Raw genomic sequence first — 21,547 nt, forward strand, 5'->3', positions numbered from 1 at the left:
CCTCGCAGTGGTGGGCCCGCAGCGGCGGGGCAGCGGCGACGCGGCGGCGGCCTTGACCCAGCCAACGACGTGGCCACGCCTGCGACTATGCTGGCCGCGGTCAGAACGAGTCGAACCTAGGAGGGCCAGTTGCCTCACGTCGAAGCTCACATCACCGGGACCGTCTGGAAGATCGAGGTCGAGGTCGGAGACACAGTCGAGGAGGGCGACGCGGTCGTGATCCTCGAGTCGATGAAGATGGAGATGCCGGTGGAGTCCGAGGAGTCCGGCGTGGTCAGCGAGATCCGCTGCGTGGAGGGCCAGGCGGTCTCCGAGGGCGACGTACTGATCGTGCTGGAGTAGGCGCCCAGCCCGCCGCTCAGCCCGCCTCCCAGCGGAACCAGCGCACCCCCACCGCCGCACAGATGAGAACGTAGCCGACCGCCGCGCCGACCGCGCCCGTGTCGCGGCCGCCCCAGGCGCCGAGGTCAAGGACGCCGGCGAACATCGTCATCACGACCCCGACCGGACTCCAGCGCGAGACATCCACCCAGGCGGCACCCAGCGCACCGACCTGGCCGAAGGTGCCGAGGATGATCAAAACGGCCAGCAGCACGCGCGCGACCGCCTGGAGCGTATCGGTCGAGCGGATCAGGCCGACGAGCGCCTGTGCGATCGCGAGGAACACCGCCCCGGCGAGCACGGACACCAGCAGCACGAGCAGGTACTGCCCGAGCGACAGCGAGAGGTTGTGGAGCTGCGCGCCGACGATCACGACGATCAGCGCCAGGATCAGATTCGCCAGCACCTGCATCGCCAGGCGGCTTGTCATGATCGCCCAGGTTGGCGCGGGCGTGACCCGCAGACGCTGAAAGACGCCGCGCTCGCGGTCGCGAGAGGTCGAAAGCGCGTAGCCGACGATCGCCATCGCCAGCAGACCGTAGGAGATCGCCAGGCCGATTATGTAGCCCGCCCCGTCGAAGCTGTGGACGGCCTGATCGCCGGCGGTGCTGACCAGCAGAAAGATCGGCAGCAAGAGACTCACGACCAGCGAGCGTCGATGCTTGCGGAAGGCGGCGAAATCAGCCCGGAACAGGGACGTCAGCACCAGTCCGACGGAGGGCACGGCGGGCCTCCCGGGTTCGCTAGTCACGGATCTCGCTCCCGGTCAGTCCGATGAAGACATCCTCGAGGGTCACCTCACCGTGAGCCACGGCGAGCACGCGTGGGTCGTCGCGATGCTTGACGATCAGCTCGGCTGGTGTCTCAGAGGTCAGAAGCTGGCCATGGTCGATGATCGCCACCCGGTCGCACACCGCCTGTGCCTCCTCCATCGAGTGCGTCGTCAAAAGGATGCTGCCACCGGCGCTGCGCAGCTGCTCGATGCGCGACCACAGCTGGCGGCGCGACTGCGGGTCAAGCCCCGAGGTGGGTTCGTCGAGCAGCAGCAGCGCGGGTGAGTGCACGACCGCGATCTGCAGCGAGAGGCGCTGCTGCTGACCGCCTGAGAGCTGGCTGAAAGGCTTGCCGGCCTCGGCCTCGAGCCCGACCTCGGCCAGCCTTGAGTGGAGTTCCGCAGCCCCCAGGCGCACCCCGTAGAGGCCGGCGTACAGACGCAGCACCTGGCTGATCGTCAGATCCGGCTGAAAGCTCGTGGCCTGCAGCTGCACACCCATGCGCGTCTTGGCCAGCGTCGGCTGACGACGGATGTCAAACCCAGCCACGCGCACCGCACCCGCACGCGGCTTGAGCAGCCCCTCGATCGCGCTGAGCGTGCTGGTCTTGCCGGCGCCATTGGGCCCGAGCAGCCCGAAGATCTCACCGGGCTGGATCCGCAGGCTGACGTCCGCCACCGCCACCTTGGGCCCGTAGGCGACGGTCAGCCCATCGACCTCGAGCACGCTGGCGCCGACGGCCGGCGCGAGCGTCGCGGCTGGCCGTGTGGCGGCCGGCTCAGCCCGCGGCTGTGGCAGCAGCACCAGCGAGCCGTCCGCGCGCTCCTCACCGACGACATAGGTCTCCGTCCGCCCCGCTCGGACGACGCTAACCGTCTCTGCCACGGCGCGAACGGTAACGGACGCGGCGGCGGGATGGTGGTGAGTTAGTCGGCCTCTTCCCAGGGCGTGAAGTCAGCCTTGCGAGCCCCGCAGACCGGGCAGAACCACGTCTCAGGGATGTCCTCAAACGCGGTTCCGGGCGGGATGCCGCCGTCCGGGTCGCCCTCATCCGGGTCGTAGATGTACCCGCAGGACTCGCAGATGTACCTCACCGTCGGCAGCTTAGCTGACGGCCCGCGCTACGGTCGGGGGTGTGAGCGCGCGTCCTGCCGCAACCGTGATCCTGCTGCGTGGCGGCACAGGCGGGCTTGAGCTGCTGATGGTCAAGCGCAACCCGTCCGCCCGCTTCATGGCAGCCCACTGGGTCTTCCCCGGCGGCGCTGTGGACCCTGTCGATGGTGTCGGCGAGAGAGCCCTCGCGGCGGCGGCGCGGCGCGAGCTCCGTGAAGAGACCGGCATCCAGCTGGCCGCAGACGCCGAGCTGGTCCTCTACGCCCGCTGGATCACACCGGAGCGCGCCCCGGTCCGCTTTGACACCTGGTTCTACCTGGCGAGCGCCCCCGAAGGCCAGGAGCCCGCCGTCGACGAGGCCGAGATCGTGGCCGCCCGTTGGCTGACCCCCCAACGGGCCATCGAGCTCAATGCGCGGGGTGGTTTCGAGCTGGCCTTCCCGACGCGGCGGCAACTCGAGCAGCTTGCCGGTTTCGCATCTGCAGAGCATCTGCTCACTCGTTCCCGCGAGCGCGCGGACATCGTCGAGCCAGTGATGCCGGTGATCACCGACGCGGGCGAGATCGTGCTGCCCTAGCAGGCGGCTTGGTCAGTCGGCTTCCTCGTCGGAGATCACGTGCAGCACGGCGTTGATTAGCGCCAGGTGCGTGAACGCCTGCGGGTAGTTGCCCAGATGCCTGCCGCTGTGCGCATCGAGCTCCTCGGCGAAGAGCCCAAGCCGAGACCCGTGGGCGAGCAACCGCTCGCAGAGCACGCTCGCGCGTTTGCGCTCACCGATCTCAGACAGCGCCGAAACGAGCCAGAAGGAGCAGATCAGGAACGTTCCCTCCTCGCCCTTGAGACCATCATCGGTCTCGTCGGTGCGGTAGCGCAGCACCAGGCCGTGCTCGGTCAGCTCGTCGGCGATCGCCATCACCGTGTCGCGCACGCGTTCGTCATCGGGCGGCAGCAGGCGGTTCAGTGGAATCAGCAGCGTCGAAGCGTCGAGCGCGTCAGTGTCGTAGTGCTGGCGGAACACGCCGCGCTCAGAGACCCCCTTGGCGAGAATGTCCGCCTTGATCTCGTCGGCCCTGGCCTGCCACTCTGCGGCGAGCTCGTCCTCGCCCTCACGTTCGGCCAGGCGCGCGCCGCGGTCCGCCGCGACCCAGCACATCAGCTTCGAAGAGACATAGTGCTTGGGCTCACCGCGCGCCTCCCAGATGCCCTGGTCGGGCTTGTCCCACACCGCCAGCGCGCACTGCACCTGGTCCTTGATCACGCCCCAGAGCCGCTGCGGGATGTGGCCACCGGTCTTGATGTGCAGGTAGATCGAGTCGAGCACCGCGCCGTAGACGTCGTTCTGGCGCTGGTTGTAGGCGCCATTGCCGATCCGCACCGGCTTGGCGCCCTCGTAGCCGCCAAGGTCATCGAGCGTCGACTCCGCGAGGTCACGCTCGCCGCCGACCCCGTACATGATCTGCAGGCTGCCGTCCTCGTTGCGCTCGAGATCGGCGACGAACTGCATGAAGTCGTCGGCCTCCCAGTCGAAGCCCAGGGCATGCAGCCCCCACAGCGTGAAGGTGGCGTCGCGCATCCAGCAGTAGCGGTAGTCCCAGTTGCGCTCCCCCTGCGGCGCCTCCGGCAAGGACGTGGTCAGCGCCGCCACCATCGCCCCAGTGGGCACGTAGGTGAGCCCCTTGAGCGTCAGCGCCGAGCGGTGCAGGTGCTCGCGCCAGCGGTGGTCAGGGAAGCGTCCGCCGGCCAGCCACTCGCGCCAATAGTGCTCGGTGTAGAGCAGGCGCGCGTCGGCGTCCTGGAGGTCAGCGGGACCGTCCAGCCCGGCGCCCCAGCCGAGCGCCACGTAGCGCCTCTCGCCCTCGACCAGCGTGTGGCGGGCGCGGGCGCGGCTGCCCTCGATCCCAAGCCGCAGGTCGGAGTGCAGCGCGACCTGCTGGCCCTGTGAGCTGGTCGCCTCCGCGACACCCCGGTCGCCGTCGGGCACCGTCCACTTGGCCGGCTCGCGGCCGTAGTCGAACATCGGCTCGCACACCACCTCGACCTGGACGCTGCCCTGCACGCACTCGATCACACGCACCAGCATGTGATCGGCGTCCTGGTCGGTGGGCGGCCGTGTGCGCCCGTCCTCATGGTCCTGCTGCTCGCGCCAGGGACCGATCGTCAGCCCATCGCGCACAACCATCCAGCCTGACGGCGTCAGCCAGGTCGTCTCGATGATCATGGTGCCTGGGACATAGCGAACACTCAGCGGCACCACCATCCCATAGGGGCCGACGCGGAAGGAGCCGGCGCGGCGATCGAGCAGCGCCCCGAACATCGAGGGCGCGTCAAAGCGAGGCACACCCAGCCACTCGATACTGCCGTCGGGCGCCAACAGCGCGCCGGTGTGACAGTTGGACAGAAACGCGTAGTCGGCTATCGCCGGGAACGGCGAGCCGCCGGTCAGCGGCCGGTCGTGCGGTGGGATCGGGATCGTCGGCGACACGGCTCGCCGCGAAGACTACCCGGATGAGCACGTTCTCAGGTCCAGTCCGAGCGCGATGACGTCGATCGTGCACGCGGCGGGCGCCCCGGTGCCTGGCCCGGGCATCCGCTTTGGTGTCGCACCCGGCCAGCGGGCCGGGTGCGACAGGCTAGGTGTCGGAGTTGAGGTTCGGCAGGCCGGTGGCGCGCAGCCAATCGCTGACGTGCACGTTCAGGAGCTCGAACTGGCCGGTGAAGATCAGCACACCCATGCCGACCAGGACCGCGCCGCCGAGGCCGATGACGACCGGGTAGTGGCGCTTGACGACGTTCAGCGCAGCGGTCGCCTTGCCGAACGCCAGGCCCGTGATCAGGAAGGGGACGCCCAGGCCGGCACAGTAGATCGCCAGCAGGAAGGCGCCCCTGTAGGCGCTCGATGACGTGCCGGCGGCGCTGATGATCGCGCCCAGCGTCGGGCCGCTGCAGGGCGTCCAGGCGATCGCGAAGGCGGCGCCGGTGAGCACCGGGCCAGAGCGACCGGCGCGTTGGGCCAGTGCGGGCAGGTGCCACTCGCGCGCGATCCGGGGCACGAAGGGGCTGGCGACGAAAAGCAGGCCCATCACGACGATCAGCGCGCCGCAGACATCGCGGGCGGTGGTGCCCGTGAAGGCGCCGCGCAGGGCCTGCTGGCCGAGCAGGCCGAGCGCGATGTAGATCGCCGAGAAGCTGCCGATGAAGGCGAGCGTGGGGCCGATCACGCGGCGGGCCCTGAGCTCGGCGGTGTCGTTGACGCCGGCGACCGCGGAGAGGTAGCCGGGCACCAGCGGCAGGACGCAGGGCGAGAGGAAGCTGATGAGGCCCGCGCCGAACGCGAGCGGGATGCCGATACCTGCTGCTGGGTCCATTTGCGGGGTCTTCAGCGTAACCGAGCCGGCTGGATGCCGGGCGCTCGTGGAATCCATTATGTGCTCACGCGGACAAGCCGCCGCCTGCCGTCGCTGCCCGCGACCCGTCAGGTCAGGCCGAGCGTCGTGGGCACCATGTAGAGGCCAAAGGCGATCACGACCAGGCAGAGCGACCAGGTGACGTACTTTCGGGTTCCGCGCATGCGCCAATCTGCTGGCAGAGCCCGCGCCTCCAGCGCCAGCAGAAAGCCAAGCACGATCGGTAGCAGCAGCGCGTTCATGACCTCGACGTCGATCACCAGGCCGATCATGTCGGGTGTGGTCAAAACGATCACCGCGCCGAGGATGTGGGCGAGCGCGTAGGTCGCATAGAACTTTGCGGAGCGGCGGGTCAGACCCGTATTCAGCGTGTGTGCCCAGCCGAACACCTCCGCGATGCCCCACGCCCCGGCCAGCGAGGCGACCAGCGCAGCCACCATGCCCGCCCCCAGCATCGCCACGCCGAGCAGCAGCTTTGAGCCCAGCGCGCCGATGAACGGCCGCAGCGCGGCTGAGAGCTGACCGACGTTTGTGAGCGCCACACCGTGGCCGCTGAGCCCGACGGTGGCGGCGAACGCCACCACCGCAACGATCATGATCAGCTGGGTGAGCACCGCGCCGAGGGCGGTGTCACGGCGCTCGGAGCGAACCTGCGCCCGCGTCAGCCCCTTGTCGATCACGGCGCCCTGCTGGTAGAAGATCATCCAAGGCATGATCACGGCGCCGACGTTGGCCGCCAACAGCAGCAGGTAGTTGCCGTTGTGCAGCGGCAGTTGTCCCAGACCGGAGCCGATCGCGTGCAGGCTCGGGTGAGCGAGGATCATCGCCGGCACGAACACGAGCTCGGCCAAGCCCAGGGCGATGCCGATCCGTTCGGCGCGCCGATAGCTGCCGCTGAACGCGACCCCGATCAGAAAGGCTGCCGCCACCGGGACCGTGAGCCCCGGGGGCAGACCCACGAGCTCACCGACGCCAGCTACGCCCGTGAACTCGGTGAGCAGCGCCCCGACGCTGGTCGCAAACAGCGTGAGCGCCGACAGCAGCGCCCAGTTGCGGCCGAACCGCTCTCGGATCAGCGCGCCATGTCCCTTACCCGTGACGATGCCCAAGCGGACGGTTATCTCCTGGACCACGTAGAGGATCGGCATCAGGACGATCTGCGGCAGGATCATCCTGTAGCCGAACTGCGCGCCCGACTGGGCGGCGGTGATCAGGCTGCCGACATCGGTGTCGGCGAGCATCACCACAAGCCCTGGACCCCAGAACGCAAGCAGCCCCAGGGTCAGCCAGTGCCGGCGTCGCCCTTGCGGCGAGCCGGCGTCCAAGCACGCCATCTCTGAGTGCTGCGGGAGCTCGGTGGTCTCGCTCTCGGCGGGCGCGGTCGGCTGCATGGTGGGCATGTCAGTCGACACACAAACCGCGCATCAACTTAGGGTACCCTAACAGCTTGATTGTGGGGGCGGCCCAAGGGCGACCGGCGGGACGACAGGCCAGCGGCCGACGACGGTGATTCAGACACGCGGCGCGCGCCCGCAGGCCGGGCAACGCGGCCCCGCGGCATCCGAGCCAGCGAGCGCCCGGATCACATCCTCCAGGCCCCAAACTGCCGTCCTGAGTAGCCACTTTGTGCAATTCGTGCACTGGTATCGCCCGGATTGCACAAACTGACCGGTGGGCGTGAGCTTTGGGGGCCAAGGGCGGTCGGGCTGACTCGGGCGTTGGTCGCCGCGTGCCTCGCGGCCCGGCGACCGGCTCCGGTGGCGCGCGCAAACGACCATCCCCAAGTTCGGGAGTTCCGAGCTCGACTGACGGCGTCAGGCTCGGATCGCCCGCCCCGGCCGCGAGTCCTCCGAGGCGTCACGAGCCTCACCCGCCGGCCCCGGGCTCGAGGCGAGGGCCAGCTGTGCGTTGGGCGCCGGCGCAACCCGGCCAGCCACTGCCGGCCCCTCCACTGGCACCCGGCCCGACTCCCGCACCGGCGCCGAGGCGGCCGGCGCCGAGGCGGCCGGCACCGAGGCGGCCGGCACCGAGGCGGCCGGCGCCGAGGCGGCCGGCGCCGAGGCGGCCGCCACCGTGCGCCGCAGACGCGCGCTGTTGAAGACCACGAGCGTCGAGGAAAGTGCCATCGCCGCCCCGGCAAAGAGCGGGTTCAGCAGCCCAAGCGCAGCGACGGGGATGGCGATGAGGTTGTAGGCGAACGCCCAGGCGAGGTTGCCGTGGATCGTCCGCAGGGTCCGTCGCGCCAGGCGGATCGCCGTTGGCGCAACCCGCAGGTCGTCACGCAGAATCACCAGATCGGCGGCGTTGATCGCCACATCGGTGCCGGAGCCGATCGCCAGGCCGAGGTCGGCGCTGGCCAGCGCGGCCGCGTCGTTGACGCCGTCACCGACCATGGCCACACGCCGACCCTCCTGCTGCAGGGAGCGGATCAGCGCGACCTTGTCGGCGGGTAGCGCCTCGGAGAGCACCTCATCGACGCCGATCGCCGCCGCCACAGCCTGTGCGGTGGCGTCGTTGTCGCCGGTCGCAAGCACACATCGCAGCCCGAGCGCGTGCAGCTGCGCGACCGCCTCCGCGGCGGAGGACCGGATCGCATCAGCCAGAGCCAGGACACCCAGCACACGCTCGCTCTCACGCACCGCGACGGCTGTGCGCCCCTGGCGCTCCCAGCGCTCAACGCAGGCCACAAGCTCCGCGGGCAACCCTTCACCGGGGCGTCCGACCGTGATCTCGGCACCGTCCACCAGCCCGTGCGCGCCGCTACCGGGGACCGCGACAAAGTCGCTGACCGCCGGCACCTCCAAGCCCCGCGCGAGCGCGGCCGCGACCACCGCCTGCGCCAGCGGATGCTCGGAGGCCGCCTCGACAGCGGCGGCCAGCGCCAGCAGCCGCTCCTCCTGGCAGTCCGGCGCCGCCTGGATGCCGGCAAGCACCATGCGGCCCTCGGTGACCGTGCCGGTCTTGTCCAGCACGACCGTGTCGATCGCACGTGAGGCCTCGAGCGCGCCGTAGCCCTTGAAGAAGATCCCGAGCCGCGCACCGGCCCAGGTCGCGACCACCAGCGCAGCCGGGGTCGCCAGCCCGAGCGCGCAGGGGCAGGCGACGATCAACACGGCCAGCGCCGCGCTGATCGACGGGTCGGCGGCGTGGCCGCCGAGCAGCCAGACGGCGAGCGTCGCAGCCGAGATCAGCATCACGGTGGGAACAAAGAACGACGAGACCCGGTCGGCGAGGCGCTGGACCGACGCCTTCTCGCTCTGGGCGCGGGCCACGAGCCGCAGCATCTGCCCGAGCTGGGTGTCGCCGCCAACGCTCGTGGCGCGCACCACCAGCCGGCCGTCGAGCGCCACGGTGCCACCGAGCACGCGGTCCCCGGTCGCGGTCTCCTCGGGCAACGACTCGCCCGTCATCACGCTGCGGTCCACCGCCGCGCGCCCGTCCACGACCTCGCCGTCGGTCGCGATCGTCTCGCCTGGCCGCACAACGAAGCGCTCGCCGACGCGCAGGCGCGAAAGCGGCACGCGCCGCTCGTGGCCGTGCTCGTCGAGCACGGCCACGTCGCGCGCACCGACCGCCGCCAGCGCCCGCAGCGCGTTGCCGCTGCGCCGCCGCGACCACGCCTCGAAGTAGCGTCCCGCCAGCAGGAAGGTGGCGACCCCGGCGGGCACGTCCAGGTACAGACCGCCGCCCGAGCGAGCACCGAGCCCGCCCGCGGTGGCGCCGTGGCGGCTGGAGTAGAGCACGAACATCGTGTAGAGCGACCAGGCGGTGGCGGCCACGATGCCGGCCGAGACCAGCGTGTCCATGGTCGTGGCGGCGTGGCGAGCGTTGCGGACCGCGGCCTCGTAGAAGGGCCAGGCGGCCCAGGTGACGACCGGCGCCGCCAGCGCGATCATCAGCCAGCGCCAGCCCGCGAGCCGCAGGGAGGAGTCCAGCGACAGCAGGATCGACAGGTCGCAGAGCGGCATGAACAGGATCGCCGCGACCACAAAGCGCCGCCGTAGCGACCGCACTCTCGCGTCGAGCTCGCGCGCCTGCTCGCCGTGATCCTCGCGCGGGTCCTGCGCAAGCGGGGTGGCCGAGTAGCCGGTCGCCTGCACCTCGGCAAGGATCCGCTCCAGTTCAAGCGACCCGTCGAGTGTGACGAGCGCCTGCTCGCTGGCGAAGTTCACGCTCGCCTGGACGCCGTCGAGACGGTTCAGACGGCGCTCGATGCGCGCCGCGCAGGCGCCGCAGGTCATGCCGCCGATCGCCAGCGAGAGCTCGCGTGTGTCCGCCCGGCACGCGTCGTCCACCGCGCCCATCACGCCCACCGCGCCCGCCGCACCCGCCTCGCCCGCCGCGCCCTCCTCGCTCACCGCGCCAGCTCCATCGCCGCGAACATGTAGGCCATCGCAAAAGTCATTGTGGCAAGCGAGGCGCGCACGTCAGCGCCGCACACCAGCGAGGCCACGCGGCCGCCGGCACGGCCGGCCAGGGGGCGGCCATCCACGTGGCGGTCGGCCCCCACCAGCCAGAACACGCACCCCGCCAGCGAGTATCCGACCAGCACCCAGCTGAGCACCGGCAGGATCTGGCCGAGCCACATGTAGACCATCGCCGCCAGATCCGCCGCCGCGGCCAGCCAGAGCAGGTTGGTGGCCCGGCCCTCTAGCGTGCGGAAGAGCAGCAGCGCCAGCACAGCGCCAGCAGCGTTGGCAAAAAGCAGCTGCCAGACGAGCGCCGGTATCGGTATGTGGTCCACCGCCGCCGGCGCGAACATGACCACCATCCCGAGCCCCATCAGCACGTGACCGGCGTGCCACAGGCGACTCTCCCCCGGGGCATCGACCAGATGCCTGAAGTGCGCGATCACGACCACCACAAGCGCGAAGGTGAAGACCAGCGCAAGCCAGCTTGGCATCAGGTGCATGCCTCCGGAGGCGACCGCCATCCCCGGCGCACGGTGAGCGCCGCCGACGGCTCGGGCCGGTCCAACGCCCGGCATCTTCATGGGTCTACCTGATCGGTGTGCACGGTCAACCCCCACCCCCGCCCCGGCCCACCGGGATGCGTGAGCGCCGGCTGCTGGTAGGTTCAGCCGATGCTAGCGAAGCGCCGCAGCGGCTCCGGGCACCCCGCCGCCCCCCCGACCTCCCCCACGTCAGCAGGATGACCGCGCGCCGCGTGCAGATCACGCTGGGCGTGCTGTGGCTGCTCGACGGCCTGCTGCAGTTCCAGAGCTTCATGTACACGCACGCGTTCGTGCGCGACGTGCTCGCCGTAAACGCCAGCGGGCAACCGGGGCCGCTGGCCACATCGATCAACGCGCTCGCGGGCTTCTACGGCCGCGACCTGCCCCTGTGGAACACACTGGTGGCCGAGCTGCAATGCGCGATCGGCCTCGGCTTGATCGTCAGCCCGCGCAGTGTTCGCCCAGCGCTCGCCGCCTCGATTCTCTGGTGCCTGGTCGTCTGGTTGGTGGGCGAGGGCCTTGGCGGCATCCTGACCTCCGCGCCGCTCTCGCCGCTGATGGGCGCGCCCGGCGCAGCGCTGATCTACGGGCTTGTCGGGCTGCTGGTCTGGCCCTCACGTGAGCGGGGAGCGGCGGCGCGCGCCGGCGCCCTGATCTGGGCCGGGCTGTGGCTGGAGGGTGCCGTGCTGTGGTTGACCGGCGCCCAGGGCAGCCCGTCCGCCCAGCTGCAAGCGATGGCCGCGAGCGCGCCGGCGCCGCTCGCCGGCTTCGACCGCGCGCTGGCCGCCGCCCTGCACGGCGCCGGCGGCACAGCCGCGCCTGCGCTCGCGGCGCTCTCGGTGCTGATCGGGCTCGGCGCTCTGACTCGCCGGCGCCGTATGGCGCTGCTTGCCGGGAGCCTGCTGGCGCTGACCTACTGGGTCTTTGGCCAGTCGCTGGGTGGCCCTTTCTGGGCGGGAGCTTCGACCGACGTGAACACGGGACCGCTGTTCGTGCTGCTTGCCGCCTACCTGTTCGTGCCCTTACCACTGCCGCAATCACTGGCCGCCGGGGCACGCGGGCGTGGCCTTGGCGGTGCTACCGTCGCGTCGAGACGATGGCGCGCGCGACCGAGCCCTCCCGATGAGACCGGTACCCGGCTGGGGTAGCTGGAGCTTCGAGCCGGTCCTCTGGGTCCTGCTGATCGCAGCGACCGTGTGGTACGTGTCGCTGGTCAGGCGTGCACGCGCCGCCGGACACCCGGTTGGGATCAGGTACTGGGGCTTCTTCGCAGCCGGCGAGTTGCTCGCCTTCCTGACGTTGAGCTCGCCGCTGAACACGATCGCGATCCACTGGCTGCTCTGGGCCCACATGGCCCAGCACACCCTGCTTGCCGACATCATCCCGCCGCTTGTGATCCTCGGCCTGCGCGACCCCGTGATCACCTCAGGCATGTCGCCCGGCGCGCGCGCCTGGCTCGAGCGCCACCCTGGCGCCGGGCGCTTCTGGAACCGGGCCACCGACCCGCTGGTCTGCGTACCGGTCTGGTCGGCGACCGTGATCGGCTGGGCGCTGCCGCCGATCTTCGACTTCGCCACCGCCCACCACGTGCTGCTGGAGCTCGAGCGCCTGATGCTCTTCGGCGCCGGCGTGCCGATGTGGTGGATGCTGATCTCGCCGGTACCGAGCGAGAAGGCGCCGACCGGCGTGAGCCGCCTGATCTATCTTGCGGTCTCCCGCGGCGCGGGCGCCGTGGTCGGGCTGACGCTGACGTTCATGACCTCGACCCTCTACCCCCTGTACGTGTCGTTCCCGCGCGGGTTCGGGATCTCAGCGTTGTCTGACCAGGAGCTCGCCGGCGCGACGATGTGCCTGGTGGAGTCGTTCGTGTTCGGCCTGGCGATGGCGGTGGTGTTCGTCGACGCGCTCAACCGTGAGGAGCGCGACGCCCAACTGCGCGACGAGGAGTACTTCGCGCACTCGCGCTGACCGGCGGCGCCGCAAGCGTCCGGATCCGCACACCGGGCGCCGGCACATGGAGCTCCGCGAGGGCGCATCGCGCCCTCGCGACTCCGCCAAACCGGAGCATCCGTGGGTGGTAGCGTGCGCGCATGAGCGAGACCGCACCCACCCTTCTGAACCTGATCGACTCCGAGCACACCGCCTCCGCAAGCGGCGAGACCGAGCCGATCTTCAACCCCTCAACCGGCGAGATCATGGCCCACGCGCAGCTGTCTGGCGCCGAGGATGTGAACCGTGCCGTGGACGCGGCACAGCGCGCCTTTGACGGCTGGTCAACGACCACACCCAGCGAGCGAGCGCTCGCGCTGATCCGCCTGGCGGACGCGATCGAGACCCACGGCGAGGAGCTCGCCGCGATCGAGTCAGACAACGCCGGCAAGCCGATCGCCGCCATGCGAGGCGACGAGATCCCGTTCTGCGCCGACAACCTGCGCTTCTTCGCCGGAGCGGCGCGCACGCTGCAGGGTCCCACGGCCGGCGAGTTCCAGCCCGCGCGCACCTCCTTCATCCGCCGCGAGCCGGTCGGTGTTATCGGCCAGATCGCACCCTGGAACTACCCGCTGATGATGGCGATCTGGAAGATCGGCCCGGCGCTTGCGGCCGGTAACACGGTGGTGCTCAAGCCGGCCGAGACCACGCCGCTGTCCACCCTGCGCCTCGCCGAGCTCGCCGCCGAGTTTTTGCCCAAGGGCGTGCTGAACGTGATCACCGGCCACGGTGACCCGGCCGGACAGGCGCTCGTCACCCACCCGAAGGTCGCGATGGTGAGCCTGACCGGCAGCGTCGAGACCGGCAAGTGGATTGCCAAGGCCGCCGCGGACACGCTCAAGAAGGTGCACCTCGAGCTCGGCGGCAAGGCGCCGGTGATCGTCTTTGACGACGTCGAGCTCGACGGCTCCCTGGAGGCGATCGCCGCCTGCGGCTACTACAACGCAGGCCAGGATTGCACCGCCGCCACGCGTGTGCTGGCAGGCGCCAAGGTCTACGACGAGGTCGTGGCCGGCCTGGCGCAGCAGGCGCAGAAGCTGGTCATCGGCGACACCCGCGCCGAGCAGACGACGCTCGGCCCGATCAACTCAAAGCGCCAGCGCGAGCGCGTCGAGGGCTTCCTCAAGCGCCGCCCGGCCGGCGCCGAGATCGTCACCGGCGGTAGGCAGCCGGATCGCCCCGGCTTCTACCTCGAGCCCACGGTCGTCGCCGGTCTCGGGCAGACCGACGAGATGATCCAGCGCGAGATCTTCGGGCCGGTGATCACCGTGCAGCGCTTCAGCGACGAGGCGCAGGCGATCAGCTGGGCCAACGGCACGCCCTACGGCCTGGCCGCCAGCGTCTGGACCCGCGACGTCGGCCGCGCCATGCGCGTGGCCAACGCGCTGCGGTTCGGCGCGGTCTGGATCAACAACCACATCACGATGGCCTCCGAGATGCCGCACGGCGGTTACAAGGAGTCCGGCTACGGCAAGGACATGTCGCTCTACGCGCTCGAGGACTACACCAACGTCAAGCACGTGATGGTGGCCCTGGACTGAGGCTCAGCTTCCGGGGGCCGGTCGCGCTCGACCGCCCCCGGACCGACCGTGCCGGTGGCAGCTGCGCCGCGCCGCAGCTCACGGGTTGCAGTGCTCACAGCAGGCCGGGTCGGCGCAGCCAAGCCCGTCGGACCGCGGCCGGCGCTCGCTGTGGCCGCAGCGCGCGCAGCCGTCAAGCTCGCAGGCGACAAGCTCGGTGGGGCGCGCGCACAGGCAGCAGCGCAGCCCGCGCTCGACCCCGACCAGCCCGAAGCCGGGCGCGCCGCAGGCAACGCAGGTCTGCGCCAGGCGTCGGCCGAGCGCCGCGGCCAGCAGCGCGATCTCGCCCATGCGCGTCGGGTTTTTGTGCGCGCGCATGTCGGTCTCGAGTCGTGCCTGCCCGTCGGATGAGGCGGCTGCGCACTGAGCGATCGCGCGTCTGAGCACGGCCAGGTCGCTCACGCCCTTGTAAAGCGGACCCGGTGCATCGTCCCCCGGCGGGCGGTTGGCGCGCACGATCAGCGCGTGGGCGGGGAAGCTCACCCGCGCCAGGAAGCTTTCCGTCCGCGCGTCCAACGCACCGGTCTCAAGGTGCGCGAAGTTGGTCTGCTCGCAGATGCGCCGCTCGACGAGCTCGATCCCGAGCTCGTCATCGATGAACGCGAGCAGCTCGACGCCGACAGCCACGAAACCGAGCTCGGGATGGGGACCGAAGCTGCCCTCGGACGCGACACCGCGAGCGACGCCGAGTGCCCGCATGCCAAGCCGGGCCTTGGTCAGCGCAGTCTGGCTGGGTGTCCCGGGCCGCGGGATCTCTCCGGTGAAGGTGCCGAGCGCGTCGGTGTCAAGCCCCTGAGCCACCACGACCCGCAGGCCCGGCACAGCCCCAAGCGCAGGCGCGATCGCGTCCTGTTTTTGGTGCTTGGTGGCCAGCGCGACCGCCGCGCCGGCGTAGGGGTGACCGACCCGGCTTGGCGCGCTCACGGGGTCGCGTCCGGGGCCTCTGGCTCAGCCGGGCGCCAGGGCTGCCAGCCGCCGCTTGGCAGGCGCAGCTGCCAGGGCTGGTCGGGCTGCTCACGCGCGACCAGCGCGATCCAGCGCCCGCCGACGTAATCGCCCAGCAGCACGCTTGCGGCGATCAGCCGGTCGATCCGCGCAAGCGGGGCCTGTAAGACGAACAGCGGTCGCATGGGCTCGTGAAAGAGCACTTCGCCGTGTCCCACCGACTGCCAGGGCAGTCCCAGGCGCAGGTCCCCGCCCGCGCCCTGCAGCACGCCCACATCACCCAGGACGTTGTGCAGCGTCTTGTCGCCGGCGCCGAGGACCTCGGGGTCGACACTTGAGAAGTAGTACTGAGCGCTGATCCACTGCACCACCAGGCCGGGGGCGGTGAGGATCGTTTCAAGCGCCGTACCGTCGGGGTCGTTTGACCACTCGTAGGAGTGCAGGAAGGTGCGAGCACCGAGGTCAAGGCCGCTGCGCACAGCGCTCGGCGCGACGATGAAGGCCGCGTTGCGAGCGAGACCCCACTCGGGCCTGACCTGCGCCCAGTCGCGCGCGCGCCGGCGCGGCGGGGAGCTGTCCGGCAGCAGGCGGGCGCGCTCCTTTGCGAGCGCCGCCCCGGCCTCTTCGAGGTCCGCGCGCACTGCCGCGAGCTCGTCCTCATCTCCGACGTCCAGCAGGCTCACGGTGTCGGTGGCGGTGTCGTGTTCGGCGGCGATGAAGCGGGTTGCCGCGGGCACCTCGAGCCCCTGTTCGCGCAGCCCCGCGCGCACCCGCGGGTCGTTGAGGATCGCTGCGGCCAGCCGTGCGTTCTCGCCGCCGGCGTGTCCGCCGCAGGCGCCGCATTCGAGCGCCGCCTGGTAGGCGTTGTTGGTCACCAGGCTGGTGTGCCCGGCGATCAGGATCACGGGGGCGAAGTGATCCGTGAGGCCGATCGTCCGCAGGGTGAAGCGCGCCCAGGCGATCTGCTCCTCGAGCCCCAGCCCGGCCTGCAGCTCGAGCGGCGGCCTGGCCGCTGGCTGGCCGCCACGCGCCCCCGGAAAGAGCGTCCGCAGCGCTGCGGCGGCGCCCGTCAGCCAGCCCGTCGCCTCGGCCATGCTGTAGGGCGCAAGCGCGCTGGCCTTGGCGGCGCGGTGCGCGGTCGCAAGCGCCTGGGCGTGGTTGCGACGGGCGAGCACGCCGGCACCGGCGCCTGAGTCGCGCTCGGCAACCACGGCGGTGGGCTCGAGCGGCCCGGGCAAAAGCCGCGTGGTCTGCCCGCTGTGCAGGTGCTCAAGCACGACCGGCAGCCCGAAGAAGCCCGCCATGCCGAAGGTCTGCCAGCGCCCCGGCGAGAGCGACTCAAGCGCGCGGCGCAGGCCCTCCGAACGCGTGTCGATGCAGAAGATCGCCTGTGCGGCGGGGGTCCTGTCTGTTTGTGGGGGGCGGCCGGCTCCCGCCGGCCGCCCCCCACGGGCGAGCTTGGCCAGCAGCCGGTCACGGTAATGCCACTCGTAGGCATCAAGCCAGATGAAGGCGCGCTCCGTCCCGTCAAGCAGCGCCCGCCCGGCGCCACCGCGGCTGTGACCGACCCGGTCGCCCGGGTCCTGCTCGCGTCCGGCGTTGAGCTCCTCGAGCGCGATCCCCCGTTCCCGGGCGAGCCTTGCGACCGCCAGAGCCTCGTAGCTCAGCCGCAGCGCCACCAGCTCAGCAATCCCGCCGGGCGCGTCGCAGAGCTCGGGGTGCTCCTCGCGCCAGCGGAAGTGTGCGGCAAAGCCGGGAGTGCGGCAGAGCTGCTCGGTCAGCTCACGCTCAACGCGCGTGTCGGGGACGGCAAGCAGGTCAAGCGCCCACTCGATCGTCGCAAGCGGCTGCGCCGGCATCAGGCGTACCGCGCCGGAGGTGGCCAGGCGCCTGAGCCCCGGGTCGCGCGCGGCCATCGCCCGCCAGGCGTGGAAGAGGCCACGCTCACGGCCGGGCATCGGCCAGGCCGCCTGCGCCGCGCCGCAGAAGGCGGCGCACCACTTGAGCACCTCCTGGTCGACGGCGGCCGCCACGCTGGTGCCGAGCGCCTGGTCAAGGCGCGCGGCCACGCCGAGCACCGGGTCAGCCGGCGCCTCTTCGTCGAGGTCCTCGAGCAGCTCGGCGAGGAGCTCAGCCTCGGCCTGGCCTGCGGCGCACAGCGCGGGGTGGCGTCGGCGCAGGGCCGCGAGCAGGTCCGCGCGCGTCACCCGGCCGGCATCGTAGCTTTCGCGAAACTGGCCAAGCGTCATATGGCCGCGCAGGCCCAGTAGCTCCCTGCCCCAGGCCACCGCGCCCTCGAAGCCGCGCTCCTGAAGCCCGGCCAGCGGGTTGACCGCGATCAGGTCGGCGATCGGCCAGGCGACCGGCAGCTTCGCGCTGGCCGCGGCCAGGGCGGCGAGCACGAGCCCCGCGCGAGCGTCCGTGGCTGGGACGGTGCCCGGGCTGGCGGTGTCGAGTGAGGCGCTCATGCGGCGGCGCCCTGCTCGGCGAGCCGCGCCGGCTGCTCGGCCGGCCGCGCAAGCCCGGCGCGCGCGGACGCGACGGCGACCGGCCTGATTCGCACGCTACCCAGATCGAGCAGGTACGGGTAGAGCCTGGCGCGCAGCTGCCCAACCAGCCCGGTCGCGCCCGCGGCGAGTGCCCACGCCGCGAGGAACGCAAGCGCGATGATCGGCAGCGTGAGCGTCAGCGGCAGCGTGTAGGTCGAGCCGGCCGCCAGGTGCAGGTATGCGGTCAGCAGGGCCAGCAGGCCGGCGTAGGCGGCGCTCGCGGCCGTCGCCAGCAGCAGCACCGCGGCACGCGGCAGGCGCGAGCCGGTGAGCAGCCCGGAGCTGACCGTCACCGCCGCGGCCCAGGCGAAGGCGAGCGGCACGATCGCGCCCCGGTCGGCGAGCGCAGCGTGGGCGAAGCTGGCAAGTGCCGCGGCCATCGCCGCGGCGCTCAGCGCGGCGACGGCGACCAGGGTGCCGCGCCGCGGGGCTGGTGCTGAGGGCAGCGCGGGCGCGCTGCGCTTGGCGGTCTGCGCAGCCACCGCCCCGTCGGCGCCGAGGAAGGCGCTCGCCTTATAGAGCCCGTGGCCGATCAGGTGCACGATCGCGGCGGCATAGGCGCCGACGCCGCAGGCCATCAGCATGAAGCCCATCTGGGCGCTCGTCGACTGGGCAAGGGAGCCCTTGACGTCCGGGCGTGAGAGGCTGAGCGTGCCACCGTAGAGCGCGGTCGCAAGGCCGATCGTCACCGCCAGTACCGGCCCCGTTGGACCATCGGCAAAGACGGGGGCAAGACGCACGAGCAGGAAGCCGCCCGCGTTCACCAGCCCGGCATGCAGCATGGCGGAGGCTGGGGTCGGGGTAGTGACCGTGGCCGCCAGCCAGGACTGGCGCGGCAGCTGAGCTGCCCTCGCAGCCGCAGCCACGGTCAGCAGCGCTGCGACGCAGGGGGCGGCGGGGAGCGTCCCGACCAGGATCGGCAGCTTGGCATGAGCGAGGGCGAGCGCCACACGGTGCAGGTGCACGAGCGAGACGTCACCGGCGCTGCGCCAGATCAGCGCGCCCGCCAAGAGCAGCGCGCCATCGCCGAGGAGCAGGCTGCGCGCGGCACGGCGCAGGCCCTCGCGCGCCAGCGGTAGCTCGCGCCGCTGACCGACGATCGCAAGCAGCCCGAGCGAGGTGAGCTCCCAACCGACCAGCAGCAACAGCAGGTGCGCGGCGCTGACGGTGAGCGCCACCGCGCTGGTGGTGAGGGCCGTCGTGCGCACGAAGCGGGACTGCTGCGGCGAGCCGGCGAGATTGCGCAGTGCGTAGGCCTGCGCCAGCGCGCTGACGCCGAGCACGAGCAGCAGCATCGCAACGGTGAGACGGTCGGCATGGAGCGCCAGCGGCCCAGCGGCGCTCGCGCCGCCGGGCGCGATGAGCACCCGAGCGAGCAGCCCGATGGCAGCGGCGAAGGCGAGCGTTACCCCGGCCAGGCAGATGCGCCCCACCAGCCCGGCACGCCGGGCGACGATCTGCGCCAGGACAAGGCTGAGCGCGGGTGCCGCGACCGCAAATGTGATCATCGCCTGGGACCGTCCTGCCTGTGCTGAGCAACCGTCATGTCGAACTCCCATTTACGTTTTTCCAGTGACGATTTGAGAATAGCGAATTACAACGCGTATATCTAGTTGCGTGTCTGGCGGCGTTTGCCCTAGGCTTCGCGCGTGGCCGACTGGACCTTCCTCACCAACCACGCGCACGTGCTGCTGTGCGTCGCGCGAGACCCGGGCGTGAGGCTGCGCGAGGTGGCCGACACGGTCGGGATCACCGAGCGCGCGGCCCAGAAGATCGTGGCCGACCTGGTGCAGGCCGGCTACCTGACACGCGAGCGCGACGGGCGGCGCAACCACTACCAGCTGAACCGCGACATGCCGCTGCGCCACCCGATGGACCGCGAGCACCAGATCGGCGAGATCCTGCGCGTCTTCTCGGCGATCGAACCGGAGCAGTAGCCCAGCCGTAGCTACGCGGGCAGCCGGCCCTCCTGGGCCAGCTTTTCCATGTGTGCGGCGAGTGTCAGCTCCGCGACGGGCCGCAGCTCCGGTGGAACCTCGGGCCAGGCCGCCGCGAGCAGCTCTGCAGGCGACCGCAGGCCCGCTGCGAGCGCGTCGAGCAGCGCCTGCTCGCGGGCTTCGCGGTGCGCGATGTAGGCATCCAGCTTGGCGTGCGGGTCGCGCACCAGCGGGCCGTGGCCCGGGGCGATCAGCTCCAGCTCGAGCGCGCGCAGCCGCTCGAGCGCCCGCAGGTAGGCGGCCAGCTGGGAGGCGATGAAGACGCTGCCCTCCCCCAGCACCGCGTCGCCGGTGAACGCCACCCCGTCGGCGACGAAGACCAGGTGGTCGGGAGCGTGCCCGGGGGTTGCGATCACGGTGAACGGCCCGACCCGGTCGCCGTCCTTGAGCACCGTCGTGGCCGTCCCGCGAGCAGCGGCGAGCGGGACCGGGGAGAAACGGGCGACCAGTTCTGGCGCAGCCTGCGCGTGGTCCTGGTGGTCGTGGGTGAGCAGCACCGCGCCGAGACCGCCACGGGCGTCGAGCTCCGCGCTGATCGCGTCCAGATGGTTCTCGAGCGCTGGGCCCGGATCGATCACCCAGGCCGGCTCGCGGCCGTAGACCCAGGTGTTGGTGCCGCTCAGGGTGAGTGGCCCTGGGTTGTCAGCCCGCACGCAGACGCCGTCCCGATCTGGCAGCTCGAAGGCTGACATGGTCTGAGGATGACAGGATGCAATGGTGGCGGACAACGAACAGCCTCCAAACGCCGACGAGCTGGGGCTCACCGACGAGAAGGCGAGACGTAACCTCTGGCACGGCCTGATCTCGCTCGGCGTGCTGGTCGCGCTGGCGGCGGGACTGCTCTTGGCGGTACCGAGCCTGCACGGCGTCGAGCACGAGATCCTGCACATGCCGGTGCATGTGGTCCTGATCGCGATCGGACTCGAGCTGCTCTCCTGTTCAAGCTACGTGGTCTGCTTCCTGCTGGTCTTCGACCGCGTGCCGCGCCGGTTCGGGGCGCGGGTGGCGCTCAGCGAGCTGGCGTTCGGCTCCGCCGTTGCACTCGGCGGCGCGAGCAGCATCGCCGTCGGCGCCTGGCTGCTGATCGAGCGCGGCGAGCGTCCGGGTGAGGTCGCCGAACGCTCGGCGGTGCTGTTCCTGCTGACCAGCGGGATCAACCTGATCACCCTCGCCGCCGCCGGGCTGGGCGTCTGGTTCGGGATCCTGCCGGGCAACCGTGACCCGCTGCTCAGCCTGGTGCCGGGCGCCGTCGGCGTCGTGGTGTTCTTCGCCTTCCTGGCCCTGCCGACGGTCAGCGACCGCCTGATGGCAGGACGCAGCGGGCGCTTTTCGCGATGGGCGAACGCCAGCTCCGGGACGATCCGCCTGACGGCCAAGACCCTGTTCACGCCCGACTGGCGGCTGCTTGGCGCCTTCGGCTACCTGTGGTTTGACATCGCCGTCCTGTGGCTGGCGTTCAAGGCGCTCGGCCACACGCCACCGCTGGCCACCGTTGTACTCGCCTACCAGATCGGCTACCTGTCGAACCTGATCCCGATCCCCGGCGGCATCGGCGTCCTGGACGGCAGCTTCATCGGGTTGTTCGCGCTCTACGGCGTGCGCAGCACGTTCGCCGCCTCGGCAACGATCGTCTACCACGCCATCGCGCTCTGGGTTCCGGCCACGTGGGGCACGATCGCGTTTCTCCTGCTGCGGCGCAGCCGCCACGAGCCGATCAACTGGCGATCGCTGCGCGTCGGGCGCCGCGCGTAGCCGGCGCCCGCGATTCGCCCGCCAGGCATGTTTGAGAGCGCGCACGCGGGCGGGGCTCTATCTTGTCCTGAATCGCAGAACCAGCTTCACCAGGATCGGTACTGGCGCTC

19 protein-coding genes are annotated in these 21,547 nt (G+C 71.1%); 7 read left to right on the forward strand and 12 right to left on the reverse strand.

Going from position 1 to position 21,547, the window contains the following annotated elements:
- The first annotated feature begins 129 nt into the window (after positions 1-129).
- Positions 130-342: a biotin/lipoyl-binding carrier protein gene (locus M3M54_RS08495; protein WP_249021725.1), complete on the forward strand. Its 213-nt coding sequence runs from the start codon at positions 130-132 to the stop codon at positions 340-342.
- Positions 343-358: 16 nt separating this feature from the next.
- Here M3M54_RS08495 and M3M54_RS08500 read toward each other — a convergent pair whose 3' ends face one another.
- Genes M3M54_RS08500 through rd form a run of 3 tightly spaced genes read right to left on the reverse strand, consistent with a single transcriptional unit; the run spans position 359 to position 2,248 of the window.
- Positions 359-1,105, reverse strand: a complete 747-nt coding sequence (locus M3M54_RS08500; protein WP_249021726.1) for an ABC transporter permease — start codon at positions 1,103-1,105, stop codon at positions 359-361.
- A 19-nt stretch (positions 1,106-1,124) separates the two neighbouring features.
- Complete coding sequence (locus M3M54_RS08505) at positions 1,125-2,039, reverse strand: ABC transporter ATP-binding protein (protein ID WP_249021727.1); 915 nt, start codon at positions 2,037-2,039, stop codon at positions 1,125-1,127.
- A gap of 41 nt (positions 2,040-2,080) precedes the next feature.
- Complete coding sequence (gene rd, locus M3M54_RS08510) at positions 2,081-2,248, reverse strand: rubredoxin (RefSeq protein ID WP_256465830.1); 168 nt, start codon at positions 2,246-2,248, stop codon at positions 2,081-2,083.
- A 41-nt stretch (positions 2,249-2,289) separates the two neighbouring features.
- On the opposite strand from rd, the gene M3M54_RS08515 reads away from it, so the two are divergent.
- Complete coding sequence (locus M3M54_RS08515; protein ID WP_249021728.1) at positions 2,290-2,844, forward strand: NUDIX domain-containing protein; 555 nt, start codon at positions 2,290-2,292, stop codon at positions 2,842-2,844.
- A gap of 12 nt (positions 2,845-2,856) precedes the next feature.
- Here the strand turns inward: M3M54_RS08515 and M3M54_RS08520 are convergent, their stop codons facing one another.
- From M3M54_RS08520 to M3M54_RS08540, 5 genes are all read right to left on the reverse strand, one after another.
- Entirely contained in the window at positions 2,857-4,749 is a 1,893-nt protein-coding gene (locus M3M54_RS08520; RefSeq protein ID WP_249021729.1) for a glycoside hydrolase family 15 protein, read from the reverse strand.
- A 148-nt stretch (positions 4,750-4,897) separates the two neighbouring features.
- Entirely contained in the window at positions 4,898-5,632 is a 735-nt protein-coding gene (locus M3M54_RS08525) for a cytochrome c biogenesis CcdA family protein (RefSeq protein ID WP_249021730.1), read from the reverse strand.
- Between the two features lie 107 nt (positions 5,633-5,739).
- On the reverse strand, positions 5,740-7,005 hold the full coding sequence (locus M3M54_RS08530) for an NRAMP family divalent metal transporter (RefSeq protein WP_371878657.1): 1,266 nt from the start codon (positions 7,003-7,005) through the stop codon (positions 5,740-5,742).
- 480 nt (positions 7,006-7,485) lie between these two features.
- A complete protein-coding gene (locus M3M54_RS08535) occupies positions 7,486-9,975 on the reverse strand; it encodes a heavy metal translocating P-type ATPase (RefSeq protein ID WP_371878658.1) in 2,490 nt (829 codons plus the stop codon).
- 50 nt (positions 9,976-10,025) lie between these two features.
- Positions 10,026-10,664 carry a DUF5134 domain-containing protein gene (locus M3M54_RS08540; RefSeq protein ID WP_249021733.1) on the reverse strand — a complete coding sequence of 213 codons (639 nt, stop codon included), beginning with the start codon at positions 10,662-10,664 and terminating at the stop codon, positions 10,026-10,028.
- A gap of 158 nt (positions 10,665-10,822) precedes the next feature.
- On the opposite strand from M3M54_RS08540, the gene M3M54_RS08545 reads away from it, so the two are divergent.
- The 3 genes from M3M54_RS08545 (at position 10,823) to M3M54_RS08555 (ending at position 14,155) form a co-directional block, all read left to right on the forward strand.
- On the forward strand, positions 10,823-11,773 hold the full coding sequence (locus M3M54_RS08545) for a hypothetical protein (protein ID WP_249021734.1): 951 nt from the start codon (positions 10,823-10,825) through the stop codon (positions 11,771-11,773).
- Positions 11,748-12,593: a cytochrome c oxidase assembly protein gene (locus M3M54_RS08550; RefSeq protein WP_249021735.1), complete on the forward strand. Its 846-nt coding sequence runs from the start codon at positions 11,748-11,750 to the stop codon at positions 12,591-12,593. The genes M3M54_RS08545 and M3M54_RS08550 overlap by 26 nt, the downstream gene beginning before the upstream one ends.
- Before the next feature lie 122 nt (positions 12,594-12,715).
- A complete protein-coding gene (locus M3M54_RS08555) occupies positions 12,716-14,155 on the forward strand; it encodes a gamma-aminobutyraldehyde dehydrogenase (protein ID WP_249021736.1) in 1,440 nt (479 codons plus the stop codon).
- A 78-nt stretch (positions 14,156-14,233) separates the two neighbouring features.
- Here the strand turns inward: M3M54_RS08555 and M3M54_RS08560 are convergent, their stop codons facing one another.
- The 3 genes from M3M54_RS08560 to M3M54_RS08570 are packed head-to-tail and all read right to left on the reverse strand — an operon-like array spanning position 14,234 to position 19,196.
- On the reverse strand, positions 14,234-15,118 hold the full coding sequence (locus tag M3M54_RS08560) for a DUF6671 family protein (protein ID WP_249021737.1): 885 nt from the start codon (positions 15,116-15,118) through the stop codon (positions 14,234-14,236).
- Positions 15,115-17,607 carry a putative inorganic carbon transporter subunit DabA gene (locus tag M3M54_RS08565; protein WP_249021738.1) on the reverse strand — a complete coding sequence of 831 codons (2,493 nt, stop codon included), beginning with the start codon at positions 17,605-17,607 and terminating at the stop codon, positions 15,115-15,117. Before M3M54_RS08565 ends, M3M54_RS08560 begins: the two co-directional genes overlap by 4 nt.
- Positions 17,604-19,196, reverse strand: coding sequence for a proton-conducting transporter membrane subunit (locus M3M54_RS08570; RefSeq protein ID WP_249018625.1), 1,593 nt, complete (start codon positions 19,194-19,196; stop codon positions 17,604-17,606). Before M3M54_RS08570 ends, M3M54_RS08565 begins: the two co-directional genes overlap by 4 nt.
- A 141-nt stretch (positions 19,197-19,337) precedes the next feature.
- Between M3M54_RS08570 and M3M54_RS08575 the strand changes: the two genes are divergently transcribed.
- Positions 19,338-19,625 (forward strand): winged helix-turn-helix domain-containing protein, encoded by a 288-nt coding sequence (locus tag M3M54_RS08575; protein ID WP_249018626.1) that lies wholly within the window; start codon positions 19,338-19,340, stop codon positions 19,623-19,625.
- A gap of 11 nt (positions 19,626-19,636) precedes the next feature.
- Here M3M54_RS08575 and M3M54_RS08580 read toward each other — a convergent pair whose 3' ends face one another.
- On the reverse strand, positions 19,637-20,377 hold the full coding sequence (locus M3M54_RS08580; RefSeq protein WP_249018627.1) for an MBL fold metallo-hydrolase: 741 nt from the start codon (positions 20,375-20,377) through the stop codon (positions 19,637-19,639).
- A gap of 25 nt (positions 20,378-20,402) precedes the next feature.
- Here M3M54_RS08580 and M3M54_RS08585 point away from each other — a divergent pair, with 25 nt between their 5' ends.
- Complete coding sequence (locus M3M54_RS08585; RefSeq protein ID WP_249018628.1) at positions 20,403-21,437, forward strand: lysylphosphatidylglycerol synthase transmembrane domain-containing protein; 1,035 nt, start codon at positions 20,403-20,405, stop codon at positions 21,435-21,437.
- Positions 21,438-21,547 lie beyond the last annotated feature (110 nt).

This window comes from Conexibacter sp. S30A1 (genome assembly GCF_023330665.1).
In the GTDB taxonomy this organism is placed as follows: domain Bacteria; phylum Actinomycetota; class Thermoleophilia; order Solirubrobacterales; family Solirubrobacteraceae; genus Palsa-465.